At 73.3% G+C, this 22,347-nt stretch carries 23 protein-coding genes and 1 pseudogene; 13 read left to right on the top strand and 11 right to left on the bottom strand.

Features of this window, described 5'->3' with window-relative positions; genetic code table 11:
- Positions 1-167 precede the first annotated feature (167 nt).
- The 3 genes from SZN_RS14195 to tyrS are packed head-to-tail and all read left to right on the top strand — an operon-like array spanning position 168 to position 4,407.
- Positions 168-1,691 (top strand): TldD/PmbA family protein, encoded by a 1,524-nt coding sequence (locus tag SZN_RS14195; protein ID WP_007495493.1) that lies wholly within the window; start codon positions 168-170, stop codon positions 1,689-1,691.
- Positions 1,688-3,082: a metallopeptidase TldD-related protein gene (locus SZN_RS14190; protein WP_007495492.1), complete on the top strand. Its 1,395-nt coding sequence runs from the start codon at positions 1,688-1,690 to the stop codon at positions 3,080-3,082. Before SZN_RS14195 ends, SZN_RS14190 begins: the two co-directional genes overlap by 4 nt.
- A gap of 56 nt (positions 3,083-3,138) precedes the next feature.
- Positions 3,139-4,407: a tyrosine--tRNA ligase gene (tyrS, locus tag SZN_RS14185; protein WP_007495490.1), complete on the top strand. Its 1,269-nt coding sequence runs from the start codon at positions 3,139-3,141 to the stop codon at positions 4,405-4,407.
- Positions 4,408-4,477: 70 nt separating this feature from the next.
- On the opposite strand, the gene SZN_RS14180 is transcribed toward tyrS, so the two are convergent.
- The gene (locus tag SZN_RS14180) at positions 4,478-4,756 is read right to left on the bottom strand and encodes a GlsB/YeaQ/YmgE family stress response membrane protein (protein WP_007495488.1); all 279 of its coding nucleotides are present in this window, start codon (positions 4,754-4,756) and stop codon (positions 4,478-4,480) included.
- Positions 4,757-5,001: 245 nt separating this feature from the next.
- On the opposite strand from SZN_RS14180, the gene SZN_RS14175 reads away from it, so the two are divergent.
- Both SZN_RS14175 and SZN_RS14170 read left to right on the top strand, forming a co-directional pair.
- Positions 5,002-5,406: a DUF3099 domain-containing protein gene (locus SZN_RS14175; RefSeq protein WP_007495486.1), complete on the top strand. Its 405-nt coding sequence runs from the start codon at positions 5,002-5,004 to the stop codon at positions 5,404-5,406.
- A 223-nt stretch (positions 5,407-5,629) separates the two neighbouring features.
- Positions 5,630-5,845 (top strand): hypothetical protein, encoded by a 216-nt coding sequence (locus SZN_RS14170; protein WP_007495485.1) that lies wholly within the window; start codon positions 5,630-5,632, stop codon positions 5,843-5,845.
- Positions 5,846-5,932: 87 nt separating this feature from the next.
- On the opposite strand, the gene moaA is transcribed toward SZN_RS14170, so the two are convergent.
- The 3 genes from moaA to SZN_RS14155 form a co-directional block, all read right to left on the bottom strand.
- Positions 5,933-6,922: a GTP 3',8-cyclase MoaA gene (moaA, locus tag SZN_RS14165; RefSeq protein ID WP_007495484.1), complete on the bottom strand. Its 990-nt coding sequence runs from the start codon at positions 6,920-6,922 to the stop codon at positions 5,933-5,935.
- A 145-nt stretch (positions 6,923-7,067) separates the two neighbouring features.
- Entirely contained in the window at positions 7,068-8,690 is a 1,623-nt protein-coding gene (locus SZN_RS14160; RefSeq protein ID WP_007495483.1) for a solute symporter family protein, read from the bottom strand.
- The gene (locus SZN_RS14155; protein ID WP_007495482.1) at positions 8,687-9,043 is read right to left on the bottom strand and encodes a DUF485 domain-containing protein; all 357 of its coding nucleotides are present in this window, start codon (positions 9,041-9,043) and stop codon (positions 8,687-8,689) included. The genes SZN_RS14160 and SZN_RS14155 overlap by 4 nt, the downstream gene beginning before the upstream one ends.
- A 368-nt stretch (positions 9,044-9,411) precedes the next feature.
- Between SZN_RS14155 and SZN_RS14150 the strand changes: the two genes are divergently transcribed.
- Both SZN_RS14150 and SZN_RS14145 read left to right on the top strand, forming a co-directional pair.
- Positions 9,412-10,941, top strand: coding sequence for a S8 family peptidase (locus SZN_RS14150; protein WP_007495480.1), 1,530 nt, complete (start codon positions 9,412-9,414; stop codon positions 10,939-10,941).
- 24 nt (positions 10,942-10,965) lie between these two features.
- Positions 10,966-12,348 carry a CoA transferase gene (locus SZN_RS14145; RefSeq protein ID WP_007495479.1) on the top strand — a complete coding sequence of 461 codons (1,383 nt, stop codon included), beginning with the start codon at positions 10,966-10,968 and terminating at the stop codon, positions 12,346-12,348.
- 196 nt (positions 12,349-12,544) lie between these two features.
- Here the strand turns inward: SZN_RS14145 and SZN_RS14140 are convergent, their stop codons facing one another.
- Both SZN_RS14140 and SZN_RS14135 read right to left on the bottom strand, forming a co-directional pair.
- Positions 12,545-13,588, bottom strand: a complete 1,044-nt coding sequence (locus SZN_RS14140; protein ID WP_007495478.1) for a zinc-dependent alcohol dehydrogenase family protein — start codon at positions 13,586-13,588, stop codon at positions 12,545-12,547.
- Between the two features lie 270 nt (positions 13,589-13,858).
- A complete protein-coding gene (locus SZN_RS14135) occupies positions 13,859-14,569 on the bottom strand; it encodes a VIT1/CCC1 transporter family protein (RefSeq protein ID WP_007495477.1) in 711 nt (236 codons plus the stop codon).
- Between the two features lie 184 nt (positions 14,570-14,753).
- On the opposite strand from SZN_RS14135, the gene SZN_RS14130 reads away from it, so the two are divergent.
- From SZN_RS14130 to SZN_RS14110, 5 genes are all read left to right on the top strand, one after another.
- Positions 14,754-15,749: a DEDDh family exonuclease gene (locus SZN_RS14130; RefSeq protein WP_007495476.1), complete on the top strand. Its 996-nt coding sequence runs from the start codon at positions 14,754-14,756 to the stop codon at positions 15,747-15,749.
- Positions 15,750-15,829: 80 nt separating this feature from the next.
- Entirely contained in the window at positions 15,830-16,063 is a 234-nt protein-coding gene (locus SZN_RS14125) for a hypothetical protein (protein ID WP_078508587.1), read from the top strand.
- 49 nt (positions 16,064-16,112) lie between these two features.
- Complete coding sequence (locus SZN_RS14120) at positions 16,113-16,925, top strand: SURF1 family cytochrome oxidase biogenesis protein (protein WP_007495474.1); 813 nt, start codon at positions 16,113-16,115, stop codon at positions 16,923-16,925.
- Between the two features lie 84 nt (positions 16,926-17,009).
- Complete coding sequence (locus SZN_RS14115; RefSeq protein ID WP_007495473.1) at positions 17,010-18,806, top strand: glycoside hydrolase family 15 protein; 1,797 nt, start codon at positions 17,010-17,012, stop codon at positions 18,804-18,806.
- A gap of 4 nt (positions 18,807-18,810) precedes the next feature.
- Positions 18,811-19,566 (top strand): SDR family oxidoreductase, encoded by a 756-nt coding sequence (locus tag SZN_RS14110; protein ID WP_043730580.1) that lies wholly within the window; start codon positions 18,811-18,813, stop codon positions 19,564-19,566.
- Between the two features lie 27 nt (positions 19,567-19,593).
- On the opposite strand, the gene amaP is transcribed toward SZN_RS14110, so the two are convergent.
- From amaP to SZN_RS14085, 5 genes are read right to left on the bottom strand one after another with little or no spacing between them, the layout of a single operon-like run.
- The gene (gene amaP, locus SZN_RS14105; protein ID WP_007495464.1) at positions 19,594-20,172 is read right to left on the bottom strand and encodes an alkaline shock response membrane anchor protein AmaP; all 579 of its coding nucleotides are present in this window, start codon (positions 20,170-20,172) and stop codon (positions 19,594-19,596) included.
- Positions 20,173-20,177: 5 nt separating this feature from the next.
- Entirely contained in the window at positions 20,178-20,855 is a 678-nt protein-coding gene (locus SZN_RS14100) for a DUF6286 domain-containing protein (RefSeq protein WP_007495462.1), read from the bottom strand.
- A complete protein-coding gene (locus tag SZN_RS14095) occupies positions 20,852-21,262 on the bottom strand; it encodes an Asp23/Gls24 family envelope stress response protein (protein WP_007495460.1) in 411 nt (136 codons plus the stop codon). The genes SZN_RS14100 and SZN_RS14095 overlap by 4 nt, the downstream gene beginning before the upstream one ends.
- Before the next feature lie 4 nt (positions 21,263-21,266).
- Positions 21,267-21,458, bottom strand: a complete 192-nt coding sequence (locus SZN_RS14090) for a hypothetical protein (RefSeq protein ID WP_007495458.1) — start codon at positions 21,456-21,458, stop codon at positions 21,267-21,269.
- Positions 21,459-21,514: 56 nt separating this feature from the next.
- Positions 21,515-21,982: an Asp23/Gls24 family envelope stress response protein gene (locus SZN_RS14085; protein WP_007495456.1), complete on the bottom strand. Its 468-nt coding sequence runs from the start codon at positions 21,980-21,982 to the stop codon at positions 21,515-21,517.
- An 89-nt stretch (positions 21,983-22,071) separates the two neighbouring features.
- On the opposite strand from SZN_RS14085, the pseudogene SZN_RS14080 reads away from it, so the two are divergent.
- Positions 22,072-22,347, top strand: a pseudogene (locus SZN_RS14080) (nucleopolyhedrovirus P10 family protein); the annotation flags it as partial.

The following is a 22,347-nucleotide window of genomic DNA, read 5'->3' as shown; positions in this document are numbered from 1 at the left end:
CCTATCGGTCGGCCCCCGGCCCCGGACATTCGGGCACCGACAGTGGCTTACGGGTGTCACTGTCGGGTCTCTACAGAAACTCACCGGGTCCAGCCGGAAACGTGTGGTCCCCGGCGCCGCCCGCGCGACATGATCGGTCCGACAGGCCACGACAGCAGGGAGATCCCGTGCCTCATACCATCGACGAAGCCTTCACGGCGCTGCCGCTACGCGCCCTGGCGGACGCGGCGCTGGCACGCGCGCGTGCGCTGGGCGCCGAGCACGCGGACTTCCGGTTCGAGCGGGTGCGCAGCGCGTCCTGGCGGCTGCGGGACGCCCGGCCCGCCGGGTCCTCGGACACCACCGACCTCGGGTACGCGGTACGGGTGGTGCACGGCGGGACCTGGGGATTCGCCTCCGGGGTCGATCTGACGATGGACGCCGCGGCCCGGGTCGCCGCGCAGGCGGTGGCGATGGCGAAGCTGTCCGCCCGGGTGATCAAGGCCGCGGGCTCGGACGAGCGGGTGGAGCTGGCCGACGAGCCCGTGCACGCCGACAAGACGTGGATCTCGTCGTACGAGATCGATCCGTTCACCGTGCCCGACGAGGAGAAGGCGGGGCTGCTGGCGGACTGGAGCGCGCGGCTGCTGGCCGCGGACGGGGTGAACCACGTGGACGCCTCGCTGCTGACCGTCCACGAGAACAAGTTCTACGCCGACACGGCCGGGACGGTGACCACCCAGCAGCGGGTGCGGCTGCATCCGCAGCTGACGGCCGTGTCGGTGGACGAGTCGAGCGGCGAGTTCGACTCCATGCGCACCATCGCGCCGCCGGTCGGCCGGGGCTGGGAGTACGTGACGGGCACCGGCTGGGACTGGGAGGGCGAGCTGGAGCGGATCCCCGGCCTGCTCGCCGAGAAGATGCGGGCGCCGAGCGTCCAGGCGGGGCAGTACGACCTCGTCGTCGACCCCTCCAACCTGTGGCTGACCATCCACGAGTCCATCGGCCACGCCACCGAACTGGACCGCGCCCTCGGCTACGAGGCCGCCTACGCGGGCACCTCCTTCGCCACCTTCGACCAGCTCGGCACCCTGCGCTACGGCTCCGACCTGATGAACGTCACCGGCGACCGCACCGCCGAGCACGGCCTCGCGACCATCGGCTACGACGACGAGGGCGTCGCGGGCCAGTCCTGGGACCTGGTGCGCGACGGCACCCTGGTGGGCTACCAGCTGGACCGGCGGATCGCGAAGCTCACCGGCTTCGAGCGCTCCAACGGCTGCGCGTTCGCCGACTCCCCCGGCCACGTCCCCGTCCAGCGCATGGCCAACGTCTCCCTGCGGCCCGACCCGGCCGGCCTGTCGACCGAGGACCTGATCGGCAGCGTGGACCGCGGTATCTACGTCGTGGGCGACCGGTCGTGGTCGATCGACATGCAGCGCTACAACTTCCAGTTCACGGGGCAGCGTTTCTTCAAGATCGAGAACGGCCGGATCACCGGTCAGCTGCGGGATGTCGCCTACCAGGCCACGACCACCGACTTCTGGGGTTCGATGGCGGCGGTGGGCGGTCCGCAGACCTACGTCCTCGGCGGTGCCTTCAACTGCGGCAAGGCCCAGCCGGGCCAGGTCGCGGCCGTTTCGCACGGTTGCCCTTCGGCCCTGTTCAAGGGCGTCGCTATTTTGAACACCACCCAGGAGGCCGGTCGATGAGCGCCCGTACGAACAAGCCGCACGAGATCGTCGAGCGGGCCCTCGGGCTGTCGCGGGCCGACGGGTGCGTCGTCATCGCCGACGAGCAGTCGAGCGCCAATCTGCGCTGGGCCGGGAACGCGCTGACCACCAACGGCGTCACGCGCGGGCGCACGCTCACGGTCGTCGCCACCGTCGACGGCAAGCAGGGCACGGCCTCCGGTGTCGTGTCGCGCGCGGCGGTGACGGTGGACGAGCTGGAGCCGCTGGTCCGGGCGGCCGAGGCCGCCGCGCGCGGTGCCGGGCCCGCCGAGGACGCGCAGCCGCTGGTGAGGGACGTACCGGCGTCGCCGGACTTCGAGGACGCCCCCGCCGAGACGTCGTCCACCGTGTTCGCCGACTTCGCCCCGGCGCTCGGCGAGGCGTTCGCCCGCGCGCGGGCGGGCGGGCGGGAGCTGTACGGCTTCGCCCACCACGAGATGGTCTCGACGTATCTGGGCACCTCGACCGGGCTGCGGCTGCGGCACGACCAGCCCAACGGGACGCTGGAGGTGAACGCCAAGTCCCCGGACCGCACCCGCTCGGCCTGGGCGGGCCGCTCCACCCGGGACTTCAAGGACACGGACCCTACGGCGCTCGACGCGGAGCTGGCCGTACGGCTCGGCTGGGCGGAGCGGCGGCTGGAGCTGCCGGCGGGCCGCTACGAGACGCTGCTGCCGCCGACGGCCGTGGCGGACCTGCTGATCTACCAGTACTGGTCGGCGTCGGGCCGCGACGCGGTCGAGGGCCGGACCGTGTTCTCCCGGCCGGGCGGCCGCACGCGCGTGGGCGACCGGCTGAGCGCGCTGCCGCTGACGCTGCGCAGCGACCCGGACGAACCGGGCCTGGAGTCGGCGCCCTTCGTGATCGCGCACTCCTCCGGGGGCGATCAGTCGGTGTTCGACAACGGGCTGCCCATCGCGCCCACGCGGTGGATGGGCGCGGGTGAGCTGACGCACCTGACGACCACCCGGCACGGTGCGGGACTGACCGGGCTGCCGGTGGCGCCCGCCGTCGACAACCTGATCCTGGACGGCGGCGAGGACCGCTCGCTGGAGGAGATGGTCGCGAACACCGAGCGGGGTCTGCTGCTGACCTGCCTGTGGTACATCCGCGAGGTCGACCCGGCGACGCTGCTGCTCACCGGGCTCACCCGGGACGGCGTCTACCTCGTGGAGGACGGCGAGGTGAGCGGCGTGGTCAACAACTTCCGGTTCAACGAGTCGCCGGTGGACCTGCTGGGCCGGGCGACCGAGGCGGGCCGGACGGAGAAGACGCTGCCCAGGGAGTGGGGCGACTGGTTCACCAGGGCGGCGATGCCCCCGCTGCGGGTCCCCGATTTCAACATGAGCTCGGTCAGCCAGGGCGTATAACCTCGTAGGCGGCTGTCACCCGACCGCCCGAGGATCATCGAGGAGACACGAGAGACGTGACGGACATCGTCGACGAGCTGAAGTGGCGCGGCGTGATCGCCCTGTCCACTGACGAGGACGCATTGCGCAAGGCGCTCGCGGACGGTCCCGTCACGTTCTATTGCGGCTTCGACCCGACCGCGGCCAGTCTGCACGTCGGCCATCTGGTCCAGGTGCTGACGATGCGCCGTCTGCAGCGGGCCGGTCTGCGTCCGCTGGCGCTGGTGGGCGGCGCGACGGGCCAGATCGGCGACCCCCGGCCGACGGCGGAGCGCACGCTGAACGACCCGGAGACGGTGGCGCACTGGGTGACCCGGCTGCGCGGCCAGATCGAGCCGTTCCTGTCCTTCGAGGGCGGCAACGCCGCGGTGATGGTCAACAACCTGGACTGGACGGCCGGTCTGTCGGCCATCGAGTTCCTGCGGGACATCGGCAAGCACTTCCGCGTCAACAAGATGCTCACCAAGGACTCGGTCGCCCGCCGGCTCCAGTCCGAAGAGGGCATCAGCTACACGGAGTTCAGCTACCAGCTGCTCCAGGGCATGGACTTCCTGGAGCTGTACCGGCGCCACGGCTGCACGCTCCAGCAGGGCGGCAGCGACCAGTGGGGCAACCTCACCGCGGGGCTGGACCTGATCCACCGGCTGGAGCCGGGCGCCGCCGTGCACGCGCTGGCGACGCCGCTGATGACCAAGGCGGACGGCACCAAGTTCGGCAAGACCGAGGGCGGCGCCGTCTGGCTCGACCCGGAGATGACGACGCCGTACGCGTTCTACCAGTTCTGGCTGAACGCGGACGACCGGGACGTCTCCGGCTACCTGCGGGTCCTGTCCTTCCGCTCCCGCGAGGAACTGGAGGAGCTGGAGCGGCTGACCGAGGAGCGGCCCCAGGCGCGCGCAGCGCAGCGCGCGCTGGCCGAGGAGCTGACGACGCTGGTGCACGGCGCCGGGCAGACGGCCGCCGTGATCGCCGCGTCCGGCGCCCTGTTCGGCCAGGGCGAGCTGGCGGAGCTGGACGAGCGGACGCTGGCGGCGGCGCTCTCCGAGGTGCCGCACGTGCGGGTCGCCGAGCTCGGCCCGGTCGTCGACCTCCTCGCCGAGGTCGGCCTGGTGGCCAGCAAGTCCGCGGCGCGGCGCACGGTCAAGGAGGGCGGCGCCTACGTGAACAACGTGAAGGTCGCCGGTGAGGACGCGGTGCCCGTGCGGGAGGACCTGCTGCACGGCCGGTGGCTGGTGCTGCGGCGCGGCAAGAAGAACCTGGCGGCGGTCGAGGTCGTCGGCGCCTGAGCCTGCGCGCGGCGTGCCGAGGGGCGGCCTCCCGGGAGGCCGCCCCTCGGTACGCCCCTTGTTCAGGTGTTCAGGTCTGCTGCTTGCGCTTGCCCAGCGTCGCCGTGTAGAGCATGTCGCCCAGGTACACGATGATCACGGCCGCGATGATCTGGAAGGCGTGCCGGCTCCAGTCGATGCCCGGGGTCTCCTCGACGCCGAAGCCGCGGGCGACCGCGTTGCCGACGATCGCGCCGAGGATGCCGAAGATGGTGGTCAGCCACAGCGGGCTGTGCTGCTTGCCCGGGATGATCAGCTTCGCGATCAGGCCCAGGACGAATCCCACGATGATCGCCCACAACCAGCCCATGGCTGCCTCCTCGTACGGCTCGGGGGTGAGCAGTACGGCCAGTCTCGTACCGCACCCGGTACGCCGCCCGCCGGGTACCGCCGTACGGGGGACGGCCGGGAGCGGTGCCCGGGACGGCGGGGGACCCGGTCTCGTGACCGGCGGAGGTGGGGCGTACGGTGGTTTATGTCCCTGTCCCGGGTCCCCGACCGGCGGTGGACCGGGTACGGGCACGGGGAGAGTCCGATGCGGGCGGATGGTGGAATGTGACGCGGAAGCTGCACACGGGCGGCAAGTCCCCCGAGGTGTTCCGGATCACCGGCGCCCGGACGGGCCTCCAGGAGGACGTGCGCGGCCGGCAGCGCCGGTACGTGATCTCGATGTCGATCCGGACCCTGTCGGTGGTCCTCGCCGCCGTGCTGTGGGACGTCCAGCGCTACGTCGCCGTCGTGGGACTGGTGCTCGGCGTGATCCTGCCGTACCTCGCGGTCGTCATCGCCAACGCGGGGCGCGAGAGCATACGGTCGCTGCCGTCGACGTTCACGGTCGCACCGCTGCGGACCATGATCGCTCCGCCCCGGTCGGACGGCGATTTCGAGGCATCCGAGCGGGAGGAATCCGCGGCCCCGCCCGGGTCCGGCGCACACGGCGAACCCCGCGATCCGGTGTGATCGTCCGGAGCGGTGGGCTCCGGTCCGTTACGCCAGTCGAGTCTGCGCCAAGCTCAAGAAATGCTCAGATCAATAGTGTTGTTACGGTGCCGGGCCAAGCGCTCCCCGTGACATACTTCGTAGGCGCTCCGCATCCCCCGTCGGAGCGACGGACCGACGCCGGGCAGCTCCCCCCGTGGCTGCTCGGCGTCGCCTTTTGTGCGCGAACCTGTGAGACGAACCAGTGAGTGACGAGACCCCGATCTGCTCCGCCAAGGGCTGCCGCACCGCCGCCGTATGGGTCCTGGCGTGGAACAACCCGAAGATCCACGCGCCCGAGCGGCGCAAGACCTGGCTGGCCTGCGAGGAGCACCGCGAGCATCTCGCGCAGTTCCTCGGCCTGCGGGGGTTCCTGAAGGACGTCGTCGCGTTCGAGGAGTGGCAGGCCCGGGAGTCCTGAGCGGCCGGTGCCGGGAAGTGGCGCGTTTTCGACGGTCGTACGCCGGTGTGTGCCGCCGCCTGACCGCGCGCGGCGCCGGGCGCGACCTCAGCCGCCTATGGCCGACATGGGCCGGTCCGGCTGGACGAACGACGGGTCGTCGAGTCCGGCGCCCGCCTTCTTGCCCCACATCGCCAGGCGCCAGATGCGGGCGATCTCCTCGTCGGAGGCGTCCGAGCGCAGCGCGGCGCGCAGATCGGTCTCCTCGCGGGCGAACAGGCAGGTGCGGACCTGACCGTCGGCGGTGAGGCGGGTGCGGTCGCAGGCCGAGCAGAACGGGCGGGTGACGGAGGCGATCACGCCCACCACGTGCGGGCCGCCGTCGACCAGCCAGCGCTCGGCGGGGGCCGAACCGCGCTTGTCGGACCCCTCGGCGGTCAGCTCGAAGCGGGTGCGCAGGGAGGTGAGGATGTCGCCCGCGGTGATCATGCCGTCGCGCTTCCAGCCGTGCTGGGCGTCCAGCGGCATCTGCTCGATGAACCGCAGTTCGTAGTCGTGCCGGACGGCCCAGGCGAGCAGGTCGGGGGCCTCGTCCTCGTTCAGGCCCGGCATGAGGACCGAGTTGACCTTGACGGGGGTCAGTCCCGCCTCGCGGGCGGCGTACAGGCCGTCGACGACGTCCTTGTGGCGGTCGCGGCGGGTGAGCGTCTTGAAGACGTCGGGGCGCAGGGTGTCCAGGGATACGTTGACCCGGTCGAGGCCGGCGGCCTTCAGGGCGGACGCGGTGCGCTTGAGGCCGATGCCGTTCGTCGTCAGGGACATCCCGGGGCGGGCGGGCAGCGCGGCCACCCGTTCGACGATGCCGACCAGGCCGGGGCGCAGCAGCGGCTCACCGCCGGTGAACCGGACCTCCTCGACGCCCAGCTCGGCGACCGCGATGCCGATCAGGCGGACGATCTCGTCGTCGGTGAGCAGATCGGGCTTGGCCAGCCACTGCAGGCCCTCCTCGGGCATGCAGTACGTGCACCGCAGGTTGCAGCGGTCGGTCAGCGAGACCCGCAGGTCGGTGGCCACTCGGCCGTAGGTGTCGATGAGCACGTGGGCCCCCTCCCTCGACACGACCAGTTCACTTCCGTCATCTGCGAGCCTACGTGACCGCGCGGACGGTGACACCGGCCCGATCCCACGACGTACGGCACGGCCGCGTCGTAGGGATCTACGACGCGGCCGTTCGGGGGCCTGCTCAGTGGGCGCCGGTGCCGGTCAGGGACCGGACCTCCAGCTCCGCGTACTTGGCGGCGTCGGGCTCCTCCTTGGACAGGACGGTGCCGAGCCAGCCCATGAAGAAGCCGAACGGGATGGAGATGATGCCCGGGTTCTTCAGCGGGAACCACGCGAAGTCGACGTCGGGGAACATCGCCTTGGGGTCGCCGGAGACGACCGGCGAGAACAGCACGAGGCCGACGGCGACGATCAGGCCGCCGTAGATCGACCACAGGGCGCCCTGGGTGGTGAACCGCTTCCAGAACAGGCTGTAGAGGATCGTCGGCAGATTGGCGGAGGCGGCGACCGCGAAGGCCAGGGCGACCAGGCCGGCGACGTTGAGGTCGCGGGCGAGCGCCCCGAGGAGGATGGAGACGGCGCCGATGCCGATGGTGGCCAGGCGTGCGGCCCTGACCTCCTGCTTCTCGGTGGCCTGGCCCTTCTTGATGACGTTCGCGTAGATGTCGTGGGCGAACGACGAGGAGGAGGCCAGGGTCAGTCCGGCGACGACGGCGAGGATCGTCGCGAAGGCGACGGCGGAGATGGTGGCGAGGAGGATCGCGCCCCACGCCGAGTCGGTGCCGCCGAGATGCTGTGCGAGCAGGGGCGCCGCGGTGTTGCCGGACGGGTTGGAGGCGATGATCTCTTCCTGGGAGATCAGCGCGGCGGCGCCGAAGCCGAGGGCCAGGGTCATCAGGTAGAAGGCGCCGATGATGCCGATGGCCCAGTTCACGGACTTGCGGGCGGCCTTGGCGGTGGGGACCGTGTAGAAGCGGATCAGGATGTGCGGCAGGCCGGCGGTGCCCAGCACCAGGGCGATGCCGAGCGAGATGAAGTCCAGCTTGGAGGTGCCGGTGGCGCCGTACTGGAGGCCGGGCTCCAGGAAGGCGGCGCCCTTGCCGCTGTTCTCGGCGGCCTTGCCGAGCAGGTCGGAGATGTTGAAGTTGAACTTCAGCAGGACCAGGAAGGTGATCAGGACGGTGCCGCTGATGAGCAGGACGGCCTTGACCATCTGGACCCAGGTGGTGCCCTTCATGCCCCCGATGGAGACGTAGACGATCATCAGCACGCCGACGAGCGCGACGATGAGGATCTTGCCCGCGTCGGAGGTGATGCCGAGCAGCAGGGAGACCAGGACGCCCGCGCCGGCCATCTGGGCCAGCAGGTAGAAGATCGACACGACGATCGTGGAGGTGCCGGCCGCCGTGCGCACGGGTCGCTGGCGCATGCGGTACGCGAGGACGTCGCCCATGGTGTAGCGGCCGGAGTTGCGCAGGGGCTCGGCCACCAGCAGCAGCGCGACGAGCCAGGCGACCAGGAAGCCGATGGAGTAGAGGAAGCCGTCGTACCCGAACAGCGCGATGGCGCCCGCGATTCCGAGGAAGGAGGCGGCGGACATGTAGTCGCCGGAGACGGCGAGTCCGTTCTGGAAGGCGCTGAACTGCCGTCCGCCCGCGTAGAAGTCGGCGGCGTCCTTGGTCTGCCGGCCCGCCCAGACGGTGATGAACAGGGTGGCGATCACGAAGGCCGCGAACAGGGAGATGATCAGCGTGCGGTGGTCGCTGGCCTGGTTGGTGGCCGCGAGGGTCGTCAGGGAGTTCATGCGCCGCCCTCCATACGGGTCTTGATGGCCTCGGCCTTGGGGTCGAGCTTGGTACTGGCGTGCCGGGCGTACCACCAGGCGATGAGGAACGTGGTGGCGAACTGGGCGATGCCGAGGACGAAGGCGACGTTGATGTTGCCGAACAGCTTGGTGCCCATGAAGCCGCCCGCGTAGTTGGAGAGCAGGACGTAGAGCAGGTACCAGACGATGAAGGCGACCGTCAGGGGGAAGGCGAACGAGCGGTAGGAGCGGCGCAGTTCGGCGAACTCCGCGCTCTGATGCACCTCGTTGTACTCCTCGGGGCTGGGGAGTTTGTGTTGCTCTTTCGAGGGGGGCGGTGCGTCGGTGGCCACGGAGTCTCCTCGCGTTGCGGGCGCTGTTGCGACGGTGGACGGGGACGGGTCGGGCGTGGGGGACGGGGCGGGTGCGGGCATGACGGCTCTGTTCATCGAAGTGATCTGGATCACGTGAGCCGGCTGGCGATGGTAGGGCCCCGGCGCGTGATCCGACAGGGGGCTCGATCGTGCTCGCGCCTCCTGCCCAAGGTCACGGCGCCACGCGAGGACCGGTTCAACTCCCCACGTTTCTTTCCGAAGTCACCGGAACCGGATTGCTGGCCAGGCGGTTCGGGGATAGCTTCACTCCAGCACCACTCGTCATGTACCTGCCCGAGCGCCATGAGCGTCTCGGGCGGTCTCGTTCCGGATGATGTGGAGAACCCATGGCTCATCTGCGGTCCAGACGCCGACTCGGCCTCGTCGTACCCCTCGTTCTGTCCCTGACCGCCTCGCTCGGCTTCCTGCCGGCGGCGGCCTCGGCCGCGCCGCGCGCGGAGCCCGCCGCGCAGACGGCGCAGGGGCCCACCCAGGCGTACCTCGTCAACACCAAGACGGACCGTCACACGCTCAAGTCGGTGAAGGACGCGATAGCGGCGGCCGGCGGCACCATCGTGACCGCGTACGACAAGATCGGTGTGATCGTCGTCCGTTCGGCCGAACCCGGCTTCGCCGCGGAGATCCGCGCGGTGCGCGGCGTCCAGTCGGCCGGTGCCTCGCGCACCGCGCCGCTGACCGCCGCCGGCACCACGGACGAGGGCCCCGTCACCCCCCTGACGAAGACGCAGGCCGCGAAGACGGCGAGCGCGTCCGGGGCGACGAGCGGCGCCGAGCCGCTGGAGGCCGACCAGTGGAACCTGCGCGCGATCGGCGCCGACCGGGCCGCGCGGATCAACCCGGGCAGCCCCAAGGTGACCGTCGCCGTGATCGACACCGGTGTCGACGACACCCACCCCGACCTCGCGGCGAACTTCTCCGCCGCGCAGTCCGCCAACTGCGTCGGCGGCAAGGCGGACACCAGCCCCGGCGCCTGGCGGCCGTACACCAGCGCCGACTACCACGGCACCCATGTGGCGGGTGAGATCGCGGCGCCCCGCAACGGCATCGGCATCGCCGGTGTCGCGCCCGGGGTGAAGGTCTCCAGCATCAAGGTGAGCGACCCGGCCACCGGCCTGTTCTACCCCGAGAACGTGGTGTGCGCCTTCGTGTTCGCCGCCGACAAGGGCGTGGAGATCACGAACAACAGCTATTACGTGGATCCCTGGCTCTACAACTGCATGGACGACCCGGACCAGCGCGCGATCGTCGACGCGGTCAACCGGGCCCAGCTGTACGCCCAGCGCAAGGGCACCCTGAACGTCGCCTCGGCGGGCAACTCCAGCGACGACCTCGCCTCCGACGCGATCGTCGACGACACCAGCCCCAACGACTCGACCCCGGTCGAGCGCACCATCGACCCCGGCACCTGCTTCGACGTGCCGACGCAGCTGCCGGGCGTCGTCACGGTCAGCGCGACGGGCGTGGACAACGTCAAGTCGTACTACTCGACCTACGGTTACCGCGTCGTCGACATCGCCGCGCCCGGCGGTGACCGGCTCTACCAGATCCCGGACACCCCCTCGAAGAACGGCCGCATCCTGTCCACCCTCCCGGACGGGCAGTACGGCTTCCTCCAGGGCACGTCGATGGCCTCGCCGCACGCGGCCGGTGTCGCGGCGCTGCTGAAGTCCCGCTATCCGCACGCCACTCCGGCCCAGCTCCAGGCGCTGCTGAAGGCCCAGGCGGTGAACCCCGGCTGCCCGGCGTCCTACGACCAGAACGGCGACGGCACGCAGGACGCGGTGTGCCAGGGCGGCAAGCGTGTCAACGGCTTCTACGGATTCGGCATCGTCAACGCCCTTCGGGCCGTGAGCTGATCCGTTCTGCCGCATAGTGCGGTCATGACCGCACTCGACGAAGCATGGTCCGCGGTGGGCGGCGAACCCGGCCTCCCGCCGCGGGTGTCCACCGTGGTGCGGGAGGGCGCGCTCCAGGCACGCCTTCCCGTACGGGAGTTGGCGCGCGCGTGCGTGGGCGCGTGCGCGCTGGCCGCCGCCGAACTCGGCGCACGCCGGGCCGGGCTCGCGGGCGTCCCCGCGGTACGGCTGGACGACGGGGCCGTCGCCACGGCGTTCGTGAGCGAGCGGCACCTGCTGGTCGGCGGGCGGGCCCCGGTCTCCTTCGCGCCCCTGTCGCGGTTCTGGCGCACCGCCGACGGCTGGGTGCGCACCCACGCCAACTACCCGCACCACCAGGCCCGGCTGCTGTCCGCGCTCGGGCTGCCGCGGGACGATCCCGGCGCCGTGGCCGCCGCCCTCGCCGAGCGCCGCGCGCTCGACGTGGAGGAGGCCGTGTACGCGGCGGGCGGTCTGGCCGTGGCGCTGCGGACGCCGGCGCGGTGGGCGGCGCACGCCCAGGCGGCCGAGGTGGCCCGGCGGCCCCTCGTGGAGCACGGACGGCACCGCGAGGGACCGCGGGACGCGGCACGCGCGCGGACGCTCCCGCCGCTCACGGCCGCCGGACCGGCGCCCGCCGCGGGAGTGCGGGTGCTGGATCTGACGCGGGTCCTGGCGGGCCCGGTCGCCACCCGCACCCTCGCGCTGCTCGGCGCGGACGTCCTGCGCCTGGACCCGCCGGGGCTGCCCGAACTGCCCGACCAGCACACCGACACGGGCTTCGGGAAGCGCTCCGCGACCCTGGACCTGGCGGCGGGCCGGGACACGCTGGAGGACCTCCTCGCGGCGGCCGACGTCGTCGTGACCGGGTACCGGCCGGGCGCCCTGGACCGGTTCGGGCTGTCGGCCCCCGCACTGGCCGAGCGGTACCCCGCGCTGATCACGGCCCAGCTGTCGGCCTGGGGAGCCCACGGGCCCTGGCGCGGGCGGCGCGGGTTCGACAGCCTGGTCCAGGCCGCCACCGGCATCGCGGCCGCGGAGGGCTCGCCCGAGCGCCCCGGGGCCCTGCCCGCGCAGGCCCTGGACCACGGGACGGGGTACCTGCTGGCGGCGGCCGTCCTGCGGGCCCTGAGCGACCGGCAGGAGGACGGATCGGGGCGGTGGATGCGCCTGGCGCTGGCCCGTACCGCCCACTGGCTGACCACCGGGGTACGGCACGGCCCGGCGGGAGACCTCGCGTACGCGTCGCCCGGCCCCTGGCTCGCCGAGCGGGACAGCGCGCTCGGGCGGCTGCGGTACGCGCGTCCGCCGGTGTCCTTCGACGGCGGTCCCCGCGACTGGACCCGGCCGCCCGGTCCGCCCGGCGCCGACCGGGCGCGGTGGAACTGAGCGGCCCGGCCGCCGGGGCCGTGCCCAGAGGCGAACGGCGCGCGGCGGAGCGTCCGACCGGCACGCCCACCCCGCCGGCCGCCCGGTTCCGTGACGATGGGTGGGCGGCCTGCTGTACGTACTGCGCACCCCGCGGGCCTGGCACGCGCGCGAGGCGGGCGTCCTGCGCTCCCGGTGCCGATCCGGTGGTGAGGGCTCAGCCGGTGACGAGGACCTTGAGCGCGGTGCGCTCGTCCATCGCCCGGTAGCCGGCGGGTACGTCCTCCAGGCCCACCGTCAGGTCGAAGACGGGCGACGGGTCGATCGTGCCGTCCAGGACGTCGGGCAGCAGGTCCGGGATGTAGGCGCGCACCGGGGCGACACCGCCGCGCAGCGCGATGTTGCCGTCGAACATGACCCCGAGGTCGAGCCCGGTGCCGCTGCCGTGCGGCACCCCGACGAAGCCGATCGCGCCGCCGTCGCGGGTGACGCCGAGGGCCGTGCGCATGGACTGCTCGGTGCCGACGGCCTCGACGACGGCGTGGGCGCCCTGGCCGCGGGTGAGTTCGCGGACGGCCTCGACGGCGGCGTCCCCGCGCTCGGCGACGACGTCGGTGGCGCCGAAGCGGCGGGCGATGTCGGTGCGCGCCCGGTGCCGCCCCAGCGCGATGATCCGTTCCGCGCCGAGCCGCCGGGCGGCGAGCACCGCGCACAGGCCCACCGCGCCGTCCCCGACGACGGCGACCGTGGCGCCGGGGCGCGCTCCGGCGCCGAGCGCGGCGTGGTGGCCGGTGCCCAGCACGTCGGAGAGCGTCAGCAGGGCGGACAGCAGCCGCTCGTCGGAGACGGCCTCCTTGGGCAGCGCGACGAGGGTGGCGTCGGCGTAGGGGACGCGCACGGCCTCGCCCTGGCCGCCGTCGGAGCCGGCGGAACCCCAGAAGCCGCCGTGTTCGCAGGAGGTCGTCAGGCCCTCGCGGCAGTAGTCGCAGACGCCGTCGGACCACATGAAGGGGGCGACGACGAGGTCGCCCCGGCGCAGGGCGCCGACCTCGGAGCCGGTCTCCTCGACGACGCCGAGGAACTCGTGTCCGATGCGCTGGCCCGGCTGCCGGGCCGCCTCGCCCCGGTACGCCCACAGGTCGCTGCCGCAGATGCAGGCGCGCAGCACCCGCACCACGGCGTCGGTGGCGTCCCGCACCACGGGGTCGGGCACGTCCCGCACCCGCATGTCGTAGGGGGCGTGGATGGTGGTGGCGCGCATCGCGAGGGTCCTTCTCGTCCGTGGCTCGTGGCCCGTCCGTGGCTCGTCCGTGGCTCGTGGCCCGTCCGTGGCCCGTCCGTGGCTCGTGGCCCGTCCGTGGCCCGTCCGTGGCCGGTGCGGTGCCCGGGGGGGGTGGTCGGGCACGCTCCCCACGGTACGTCGCCCCTGGTCCGGGGCGCGCTCCGAGGTCCGGGCGCGGGGCCGCCGCGGGCCCTCCGCGCCCGGCGCGGGAAGGGGACCGCGCCACGGACGGGGAGCGCGTGCGGGGTCCTACACGCCCGCCGCGTTCAGCAGGGAGCCCGCCGCGTAGGTGACGCCCATGGCCAGGGCGCCGCCCGCCACATTGCGCAGGACCGCCCGGCCGGGGCCCGCGGCGCCCAGCCGGGCGCTGCTCCACCCGGTCAGGGCGAGGGCGGCCAGCACGGAGACGACGGTGACGGTCAGCCGCCACGAGGCCGGCGGCAGCACCATGGCCAGCAGCGGCAGCATCGCCCCGGCCGTGAACGCCAGGAAGCTCGCCCACGCCGCGTGCCACGGATTGGTCAGCTCGTCGGGGTCGATGCCCAGTTCCACGCTGGCGTGCGCCTTCAGGGCGTCCCGCTCGGTCAGCTGGACCGCCGCCTCCCGGGCCACCTGGCGGGACAGCCCCCGCCGCTCCAGGAGTTCGGTCAGCTCCGCGAGCTCGGCCTGCGGCCGCTCCCTCAACTCCCGCTTCTCCACGGCCAGCGCGGCCTTCTCGGAGTCGCGCTGGGTGGAGACCGAGACGTACTCCCCCGCCGCCATCGACATCGATCCGGCGAGCAGTCCCGCCAGTCCCGCGGTGAGCAGGGCCGCGCGGTCGTCGGTGGCGCCCGCCACACCCACGACGAGGCCCGCGGTCGACACGATGCCGTCGTTGGCGCCGAGGACGGCGGCCCGCAGCCAGTTCAGCCGCGCGCCGAGCGCGCCGCCGTGGTTCTCGTCGTGCGTGGGTTCGCTCATGTCCGGAGGATCGCACCGCGCGGGACGTCATCGGGGCACCGACGCTCCCGGGCCGGGTCCGCGCGGCAACGCCCGGCGGGCGCGGACGGGTTGGCGTTCCCGCGTGCGCCGGCCTCGAACAGGTGGGCGGGGCAGGGCACCTGACGGCGGGCACTGTCGGTCCCGGCCCGTATCCTCAGGAACCATGCTCGATGACCGTACGACCGCAGCGCCCTCCCCCGTGGTGTGGCCGGCCGCGTATCCGCAGGGATACGCGGTCGTTGACGTGGAGACCACCGGCCTCGCCCGCGACGACCGGATCGTCTCCGCGGCCGTCTACCGGCTGGACGCCCGCGGAGAGGTCGAGGACCACTGGTACACGCTCGTCGATCCCGAGCGCGATCCCGGGCCGGTCTGGATCCACGGGCTGACGAGCGAGGCGCTGGAGGGCGCCCCGCTCTTCCACGAGGTCGCCGAGGACTTCTCGGCCCGGCTGGCGGACCGGGTGCTCGTCGCGCACAACGCCGTCTTCGACTGGCAGATGATCGCCCGGGAGTACGCGCGCGCGGAGCGCCGGGCACCGGTGCGGCAGCGGCTGTGCACCATCGCCCTCTCCAAGGAGCTGGGGCTGCCGCTGCCCAATCACAAGCTGGAGTCGCTGGCCGCGCACTTCGGTGTCGTCCAGCGCCGCGCGCACCACGCGCTGGACGACGCGCGGGTGCTGGCGGAGGCGTTCCGGCCGAGCCTGCGGGCCGCGGCGGCGGACAGCGTGCGGCTGCCGCTGCAGGAGTGCCGGCCGCTGACCGAGTGGCGCGACGGTCCCGCGCCCCGGATCGGCCCGCAGGCGGCGGGCGGGTACGGCGCCCCCCGCCCGGCCCACTGGCGCCCCTCCCGCAGGCGGCCCGCCTGCCCGTACCCCAACCCCGGCCGCTACGAGGACGGCGGAAGGCTCGTCCAGGGCATGCGGGTGGCCTTCTCCGGAGACACCTCCGTCGAGCGCGACCTGCTGGAGGACCGGGCCGCCGAGGCCGGGCTGCACGTGTCGACGAGCCTGTCCCGGCTGACCAGCCTGCTGGTGACGAACGACCCGGACGCGGGCACCTCGAAGGTGCTCAAGGCCCGCCAGTACGGGACCCCGGTGGTCGACGAGGCGGCTTTCGGGCAGCTCCTGCGCGAGGTGGAACCCGCCTCCCAGGGGTGAACGTACGGACGGGTGATTGACGCGCGACGCGCCCCGGACCGTCCCGCCCCGGGCCGCGCCGACGGCTCACGCTGTGGCGCATGGCGACATGTGAAGTGTGCGGAAACGACTACGGCATGACCTTCGAGGTGCACGCGCAGGGCGCTGTGCACGTCTTCGACTGCTTCTCCTGCGCGATCCACCGCATGGCCCCCCTCTGCGAGCACTGCCGGGTGCAGATCATCGGGCAGGGCGTCGAGGTCGACGGCCGCTGGTACTGCGGCGCCCACTGCGCCCGCGCGGAGGGGGAGGCGGGCATCGTCGACAGGGTCTGAGGCGGTACCCGCCGCGGAGCGCCCCACGGCCGAGTTGTACGGTCGTGGGGTGTACCGCTTCCTGTTGTCCCGGCAGTGGCTGATCCTCACGCTGGTCGCCCTTCTCCTCATCCCGACGATGATCCGGCTGGGGTTCTGGCAGATGGACCGCTACTACGAGCGCGACGCCCGCAACCAGCTGGTCGCCAAGGCCCTGAAGGCCGAGCCCGTGCCCGTGCAGCGGCTGACCTCCCCCGGCGGCAAGATCACGACCGGCCTGCGCTACCGCACGGTGACCGCGGTGGGCGAGTTCGACACCGACCGGCAGGTCGTCGTCCGGCGGCGGGTCAACGCCAGCGAGGAGGTCGGCTTCCACGTCCTGACGCCCCTCGTGCTGACCGACGGCAAGGTGCTGCTCGTCAACCGCGGCTGGATCCCCGCCGACGGTCCCACCCAGGCGTCCTTCCCCACGGTCCCCGCACCGCCCTCCGGGCGCGTCACCGTGACCGGGCGGCTGATGCCGGACGAGACGACCGAGGCGAGCGGCATCAAGAACCTCAAGGGCCTGCCCGACCGGCAGATCATGCTCATCGACAGCAAGCGCGAGTCCCGGCGCCTGGGCGCCCCGGTGCTCGGCGGCTACGTCGCGCAGACGGCGCCCGAGCCGCGGGGCGACTCCCCGCAGCAGATCGGCAGCCCCGGCGAGGAGAACGCCCCGCTGAACTACGCCTACGCGCTGCAGTGGTGGCTGCTCGCCCTGGGCGTCCCGATCGGCTGGGTGGTCCTGGTCCGCCGCGAACTGCGCGACCGCGCGGCGGCCGCGGCCACGGCGGCGGCCGCCGAGGAGAAGGCCCCGGCGGAGCCGGACCCGGCCGCGGTCTGACCCGGCGTGCCGTCCGCCGAGAGCGAACCACTCCGGGGGCGCCGCACCTGATTGGCCCAGCGCCCCCCGGGGAACGCGCACACCGTGCATCCCCATATCGAGGACTACGCCGTGATCGGCGACGAGCAGACGGCTGCCCTGGTCGGCGCGGACGGCTCCATCGACTGGCTCTGCCTGCCCCGCTTCGACTCGGCCGCGTGCTTCGCCGCCCTGCTCGGCGACCAGGACAACGGACAGTGGCGCATCGCCCCCAAGGGGGTGGAAGGGCCGTGCACCCGGCGCGCCTACCGGCGCGACACCCTGGTGCTGGACACCGAGTGGGAGACCGGCGAGGGCGCCGTCCGGGTCACCGACCTGATGCCCCAGCGCGACCGCGCCCCCGACGTCGTACGCATCGTGGAGGGGCTCAGCGGGCGGGTCACCGTGCGCAGCACCCTGCGGCTGCGCTTCGACTACGGCTCGATCGTGCCCTGGGTGCGCAAGTCCCACGGGCACCGGGTGGCCGTCGCGGGCCCGGACTCGGTGTGGCTGCGCAGCGAGCCCCAAGTGCACACCTGGGGCGAGGACTTCGGCACCCACTCCGAGTTCACCGTCGAGGCCGGCGAGAAGGTCGCGTTCGTCCTGACCTGGCACCCCTCGCACGAGCCGCGCCCCGCGCTCCTCGACCCCTACAAGGCGCTGCACAGCAGCGTCCGCGACTGGCACAAGTGGGTCGAGCACTGCCACTACGACGGCCCCTACCGCGACGAGGTGATCCGCTCGCTGATCACCCTGAAGGCGCTCACCTACCGGCCGACCGGCGGCATCGTCGCGGCGCCCACCACCTCGCTCCCCGAGGAGCTGGGCGGCGTCCGCAACTGGGACTACCGCTACTGCTGGCTGCGCGACTCCACCCTGACCCTCAACGTGGGCCTGTCGGCGGGCTACCGGAAGGAGGCCGAGGCATGGCGCGACTGGCTGCTGCGGGCGGTCGCCGGTGACCCGGCCGAACTGCAGATCATGTACGGCCTGGGAGGCGAGCGCCGGCTGCCCGAGTCCGAGCTGCCCTGGCTTTCCGGCTACGCGGACTCCAGACCCGTGCGCGTCGGCAACGACGCGGTGGGCCAGCTCCAGTTGGACGTGTACGGCGAGGTGATGGACTCGCTCGCGCTGGCCCGGGAGGCGGGGCTGCCGACCAAGCCGCACATGTGGGCGATCCAGTCGGCCCTGGTCGACTGGCTGCGCCGGGAGTGGCGCCAGCCCGACGAGGGGCTGTGGGAGGTGCGCGGCGGGCGCCGGCACTTCGTGCACTCCAAGGTGATGGTGTGGGTGGCGGCCGACCGGGCGGTGCGCACGCTGGAGCACAACCCGGAGCTGGAGGGCGATCTGGAGGGCTGGCGCGAGCTGCGCGAGGAGGTCCACCGCGAGGTGTGCGAGAAGGGCTACGACGCCGAGCGCAACACCTTCACCCAGTCCTACGGCTCGCGCGAACTGGACGCGGCGCTGCTGCTGATCCCGCGCGTCGGCTTCCTGCCGCCGGACGACCCCCGGGTCGTCGGCACCATCGACGCGGTGCGGGCCGAGCTCGACCACCACGGCTTCCTGCGCCGCTACGGCACCGACGGGTCGGACGGCACCGACGTCGACGGACTGCCGGGCGACGAGGGCGCGTTCCTGGCCTGCTCGTTCTGGCTGGCGGAGGCGCTGCACCTGACGGGCCGCACCCGGGAGGCGGCCGAGCTGTTCGACCGGCTGGTGGGCCTCGCCAACGACGTGGGCCTGCTGGCCGAGGAGTACGACCCGGTCGAGGGCCGTCAGCTGGGCAACTTCCCGCAGGCGTTCAGTCACATCGGGCTGGTGAACACCGCCTTCGCCCTGTTCGGGACCGACGGGGCAGGATAGGGCCATGGATCTTGGACTGAAGGACAGGGTGTACGTCGTCACCGGGGCCACCCGCGGACTGGGCAACGCCGCCGCGCGCGCGCTCGTGGCCGACGGGGCGCGGGTCGTGGTGACCGGCCGCGACGGGGAGCGGGCCGCGCAGGCGGCGGCCGCGCTCGGGCCGGACGCGGTGGGGCTCGCCGTCGACAACGCCGACCCGCGGGCCCCGCAGCGGCTGGTCGCCGCCGCGCGGGAGCGGTTCGGCCGGCTGGACGGCATCCTCATCAGCGTCGGCGGCCCGCCTGCCGGGTTCGCGGCGGACACCACGGACGAGCAGTGGGAGGCGGCGTTCGCGTCGGTGTTCCTCGGCGCGGTGCGGCTCGCGCGCACGGCCGCGGCGGAACTCGGCGAGGGCGGCGTCATCGGCTTCGTGCTGTCGGGTTCGGTGCACGAGCCGATCCCGGGGCTCACGATCTCGAACGGACTGCGGCCGGGGCTCGCCGGGTTCGCCAAGTCCCTCTCGGACGAGCTGGGTCCGCGCGGCATCCGGGTCGTCGGGCTGCTGCCGGCGCGTATCGACACGGACCGGGTGCGGGAGCTGGACGCGCTGTCCGCGGACCCGGAGGCCACCCGGACGGCGAACGAGTCGCGCATTCCGCTGCGCCGCTACGGGCGGCCCGAGGAGTTCGGCCGCGCCGCCGCGTTCCTGCTCTCCCCGGCGGCCTCCTATCTGACCGGTGTCATGCTGCCGGTGGACGGCGGCATGCGGCACGGCTTCTGACGGCCGCTCCCCCGCGGGCGGCGTCCCTCAACTGACCCGCTGCGCACCGTGCTTGACGCCCTTGAGCCGGACCTCGGCGGGCAGGTGCGCCAGTCCGGCCGAGGCGCGGGCGTGCGCGAGGGCCTGCGCGGTGAGCTCGTCCAGCGCCGTCCCGGGATCCACGTGCGGTTCCAGCAGGAGCCGTACGCGGGTCTCGGGGGTGGTGCGCCGGCCGGTGAGGCGGACCCGGGCGCGCTGGACGCCCTCCAGCGCGCCCGCCTCGCCCGCGAGGACGTGTTCCAGGGCCCGGCCGCGCAGCAGGGCGCCCTCGCCGTCGCCGGTGTCGACCAGGACCTCGGTGAGCCGGCGCCGGAGCAGGTTCGCCGTCAGCCACCACAGGGCGAGCAGCGCCACGACGGCCAGGGCGGCGATGACGGCCGGCCACCACCAGCCGTCGTCGCGCCAGCGGGTCCGCTCGGCGTCGCTGAGCAGGACGTCGTGGCGGCTGCCGTGGATCCACCAGGACGGGGGCGGGGCGCCGAGCCCGACGGCGAGCACCGAGCCGCCGAGCGCCAGCAGCACCAGTCCGACGAGCCCGATCAGTACGCGGTTGACCGCCTTCAGCACGGTCCTCACCCCTTCCGTCCGGGCCGTCGTACCCGGACCGACAGCGAGGGCTGCCGGGCCAGGCCCAGCCCGCGCACCGCGTCGGCGAGCGCGCTGTCCAGGTCCGCGCGGACGTCGTCCAGGTCGCGGAAGTGCGAGACCGCCCGCACGTCGGCCCGGGAGCGGCGCATCCGCACCCGCACCGACCGCACACCGGAGATCTCCATGGCCCGGTCGCGCAGGACGAGCGCGGCCAGCTCGCGGTGGAGCCCGGCGCGCACGTCGGGGTGGACGCGCCGCATGGTCAGCAGGGGCCGCAGGCCCGGTGTGAGCGCCAGGACGAGGAGCCAGAGGCCGAGGACGGCGGTGACGCCCGCGCCCACCAGCACCCAGGTGTCGTCCAGGGGGCGGGTGGCGAGCTGGTCGGCCAGTTCCCGGCGCCAGCGCATCGCGGGCCGCCCGGCGCGCACGGAGGCGATGTCGTACAGGAAGAGGCCCGCGCCCGCGAAGAGCAGGAGGGCGGTGACGGCGGCCGGGATCCGGCGCGCGGACCAGAAGCGGCCCTCGCGGCCGCCGTCGCCCGCGGCGGACCGGGGCGGGGGGTCGTGGTCCGCCGCCGACGCCGACTGGCCGAGCGTGCCGGTGTCCTTCTCGATGACCGGCAGCCGCTGTGTGCTGCCCTCCGAACCCTGGGTGTCGCTCATCGTGTCCTCCGCCGCGCCGCACCCGACCCGGGCGCCGGATGCAGCCGCTCCACGTACACGGCGACCTCCGGCACCTGCATGCCCACCAACGCGCCTACCCGCTCGACGACTTGACGACGCACGGCGGCGCAGCGGGCGCCCACGTCGGTGGGGTAGCCGAGTTCCAGATGGATCCGCACCCAGGCCGCGCCCGCGGGGGGCGCCTCCGTTCGGGCGGTGCCCGCGGCCTGGGGGCGCACGACGACGTCGGCGGAGGGCCGCGCGGCGCCGGGGGCCGGGCCGCCCAGCGCCTCGCTCGCGGCCTGGGAGGCGATCTTCGCGACGACCCGGTCGGCGATCCGGAGGGACCCGCGCTCCCCCGCCGCGACGGGGGCCGCGGCGGCGGGGGACGCGGCATCCGCGCTCACGGCGTCACCGCCGGTCGCGCCGGCCGTCGCGCGGGCGGAAGAAGTCGCCGAACTCCCAGTCCCCCTCGAAGAACCTGCCGACGCCGAACCCGACGGCGCCCAGCGCCGCCACCAGCAGGAAGGCGCCGAATCCGCCGAAGTACCCGGCGAAGCCCAGCGCCATGCCGGCGATCATGCCGACCAGGGCCTTGCCCATGGTGCCCTCCGTTCCGTTGTCGACTCGCGCCGGTGTCTCAGGAGCCCGGGTCGTGGTCACTGGATGCGCGGCTCCGACTCCTCTTCCTCTTCCTCGGGCAGCTTCACATCACTCACCGCGATGTTGACCTCCACCACTTCGAGGCTCGTCATCCGCTCGACGGCGGCGACGACGTTCTCCCGCACGGCGCGTGCCACGTCGGCGATCGAGACGCCGTAGTCGACGACGATCTCCAGGTCGAGCGCGGTCTGCACCTCGCCGACCTCGGCCTTGACGCCCCGGGTCACGGACTTGGCGGTGCCGGGCACCCGTTCGCGCACGGCGCCGAAGGTCCTGCTGATCCCGCTGCCCATCGCGTGCACGCCGACCACGTCGCGCGCCGCCATTCCGGCGATCTTCTCCACGACGCCGTCGGCGATGGTGGTCCGTCCCCGGCTCGCCGGGTCTCCGCCGCGCTTGCCGGTGCGGCGTGCGGGGGCCGTGTCGTCAGGGTTCTGCGTCCGGTTCTGCTCCATGTCGGTCATCGCCGTACGTCCCTCTCGTTCTCGTGGTCCTTCGACCACCGTAAGTGGGGTTGCGCCACCTCGCCCCAGGGATGCGGCAGGCTGGAGGAATGACGACGTCGGACGGGTGGACCCGGGCGGTCCGGGATCAGCTGGGACTGGGCAGGCTGCTGCCCCTGGGCGACGCGCGCGACGGCGCGTGGATCGCCGAACGGGCGGCCGAGGGCGTGCTGCGCCGCGCGGCCGAAGAGGTGGGCGGCGTACGGCTGGAGGCGCTGCGGATCGGCCTCGCCGATCCGCGGGAGGCGCGGGAGTCCGCCGTGCCGGCCCCGCCGAGCGCGCTGCCGCCGGGCCCGCTGCGGGTGAGCGCCGAGGTGGCGGCGGGG

Source organism: Streptomyces zinciresistens K42, assembly GCF_000225525.1.
Lineage (GTDB): Bacteria > Actinomycetota > Actinomycetes > Streptomycetales > Streptomycetaceae > Streptomyces > Streptomyces zinciresistens.
The sequence above is the reverse complement of the archived record's forward strand: the minus strand, read 5'-3'. Positions and strand labels throughout refer to the sequence as shown.

What these genes read in the sequence shown, in the direction of transcription:
- SZN_RS14190 (WP_007495492.1), top strand. Translation starts at nt 1,688, where the DNA reads ATGAGCGCCCGTACGAACAAGCCGCACGAGATCGTCGAGCGGGCCCTC.
- SZN_RS14180 (WP_007495488.1), bottom strand. Translation starts at nt 4,756, where the DNA reads ATGGGCTGGTTGTGGGCGATCATCGTGGGATTCGTCCTGGGCCTGATC.
- SZN_RS14160 (WP_007495483.1), bottom strand. Translation starts at nt 8,690, where the DNA reads ATGAACTCCCTGACGACCCTCGCGGCCACCAACCAGGCCAGCGACCAC.
- SZN_RS14150 (WP_007495480.1), top strand. Translation starts at nt 9,412, where the DNA reads ATGGCTCATCTGCGGTCCAGACGCCGACTCGGCCTCGTCGTACCCCTC.
- SZN_RS14145 (WP_007495479.1), top strand. Translation starts at nt 10,966, where the DNA reads ATGACCGCACTCGACGAAGCATGGTCCGCGGTGGGCGGCGAACCCGGC.
- SZN_RS14140 (WP_007495478.1), bottom strand. Translation starts at nt 13,588, where the DNA reads ATGCGCGCCACCACCATCCACGCCCCCTACGACATGCGGGTGCGGGAC.
- SZN_RS14135 (WP_007495477.1), bottom strand. Translation starts at nt 14,569, where the DNA reads ATGAGCGAACCCACGCACGACGAGAACCACGGCGGCGCGCTCGGCGCG.
- SZN_RS14130 (WP_007495476.1), top strand. Translation starts at nt 14,754, where the DNA reads ATGCTCGATGACCGTACGACCGCAGCGCCCTCCCCCGTGGTGTGGCCG.
- SZN_RS14125 (WP_078508587.1), top strand. Translation starts at nt 15,830, where the DNA reads ATGGCGACATGTGAAGTGTGCGGAAACGACTACGGCATGACCTTCGAG.
- SZN_RS14110 (WP_043730580.1), top strand. Translation starts at nt 18,811, where the DNA reads ATGGATCTTGGACTGAAGGACAGGGTGTACGTCGTCACCGGGGCCACC.
- SZN_RS14100 (WP_007495462.1), bottom strand. Translation starts at nt 20,855, where the DNA reads ATGAGCGACACCCAGGGTTCGGAGGGCAGCACACAGCGGCTGCCGGTC.
- SZN_RS14090 (WP_007495458.1), bottom strand. Translation starts at nt 21,458, where the DNA reads ATGGGCAAGGCCCTGGTCGGCATGATCGCCGGCATGGCGCTGGGCTTC.
- SZN_RS14085 (WP_007495456.1), bottom strand. Translation starts at nt 21,982, where the DNA reads ATGACCGACATGGAGCAGAACCGGACGCAGAACCCTGACGACACGGCC.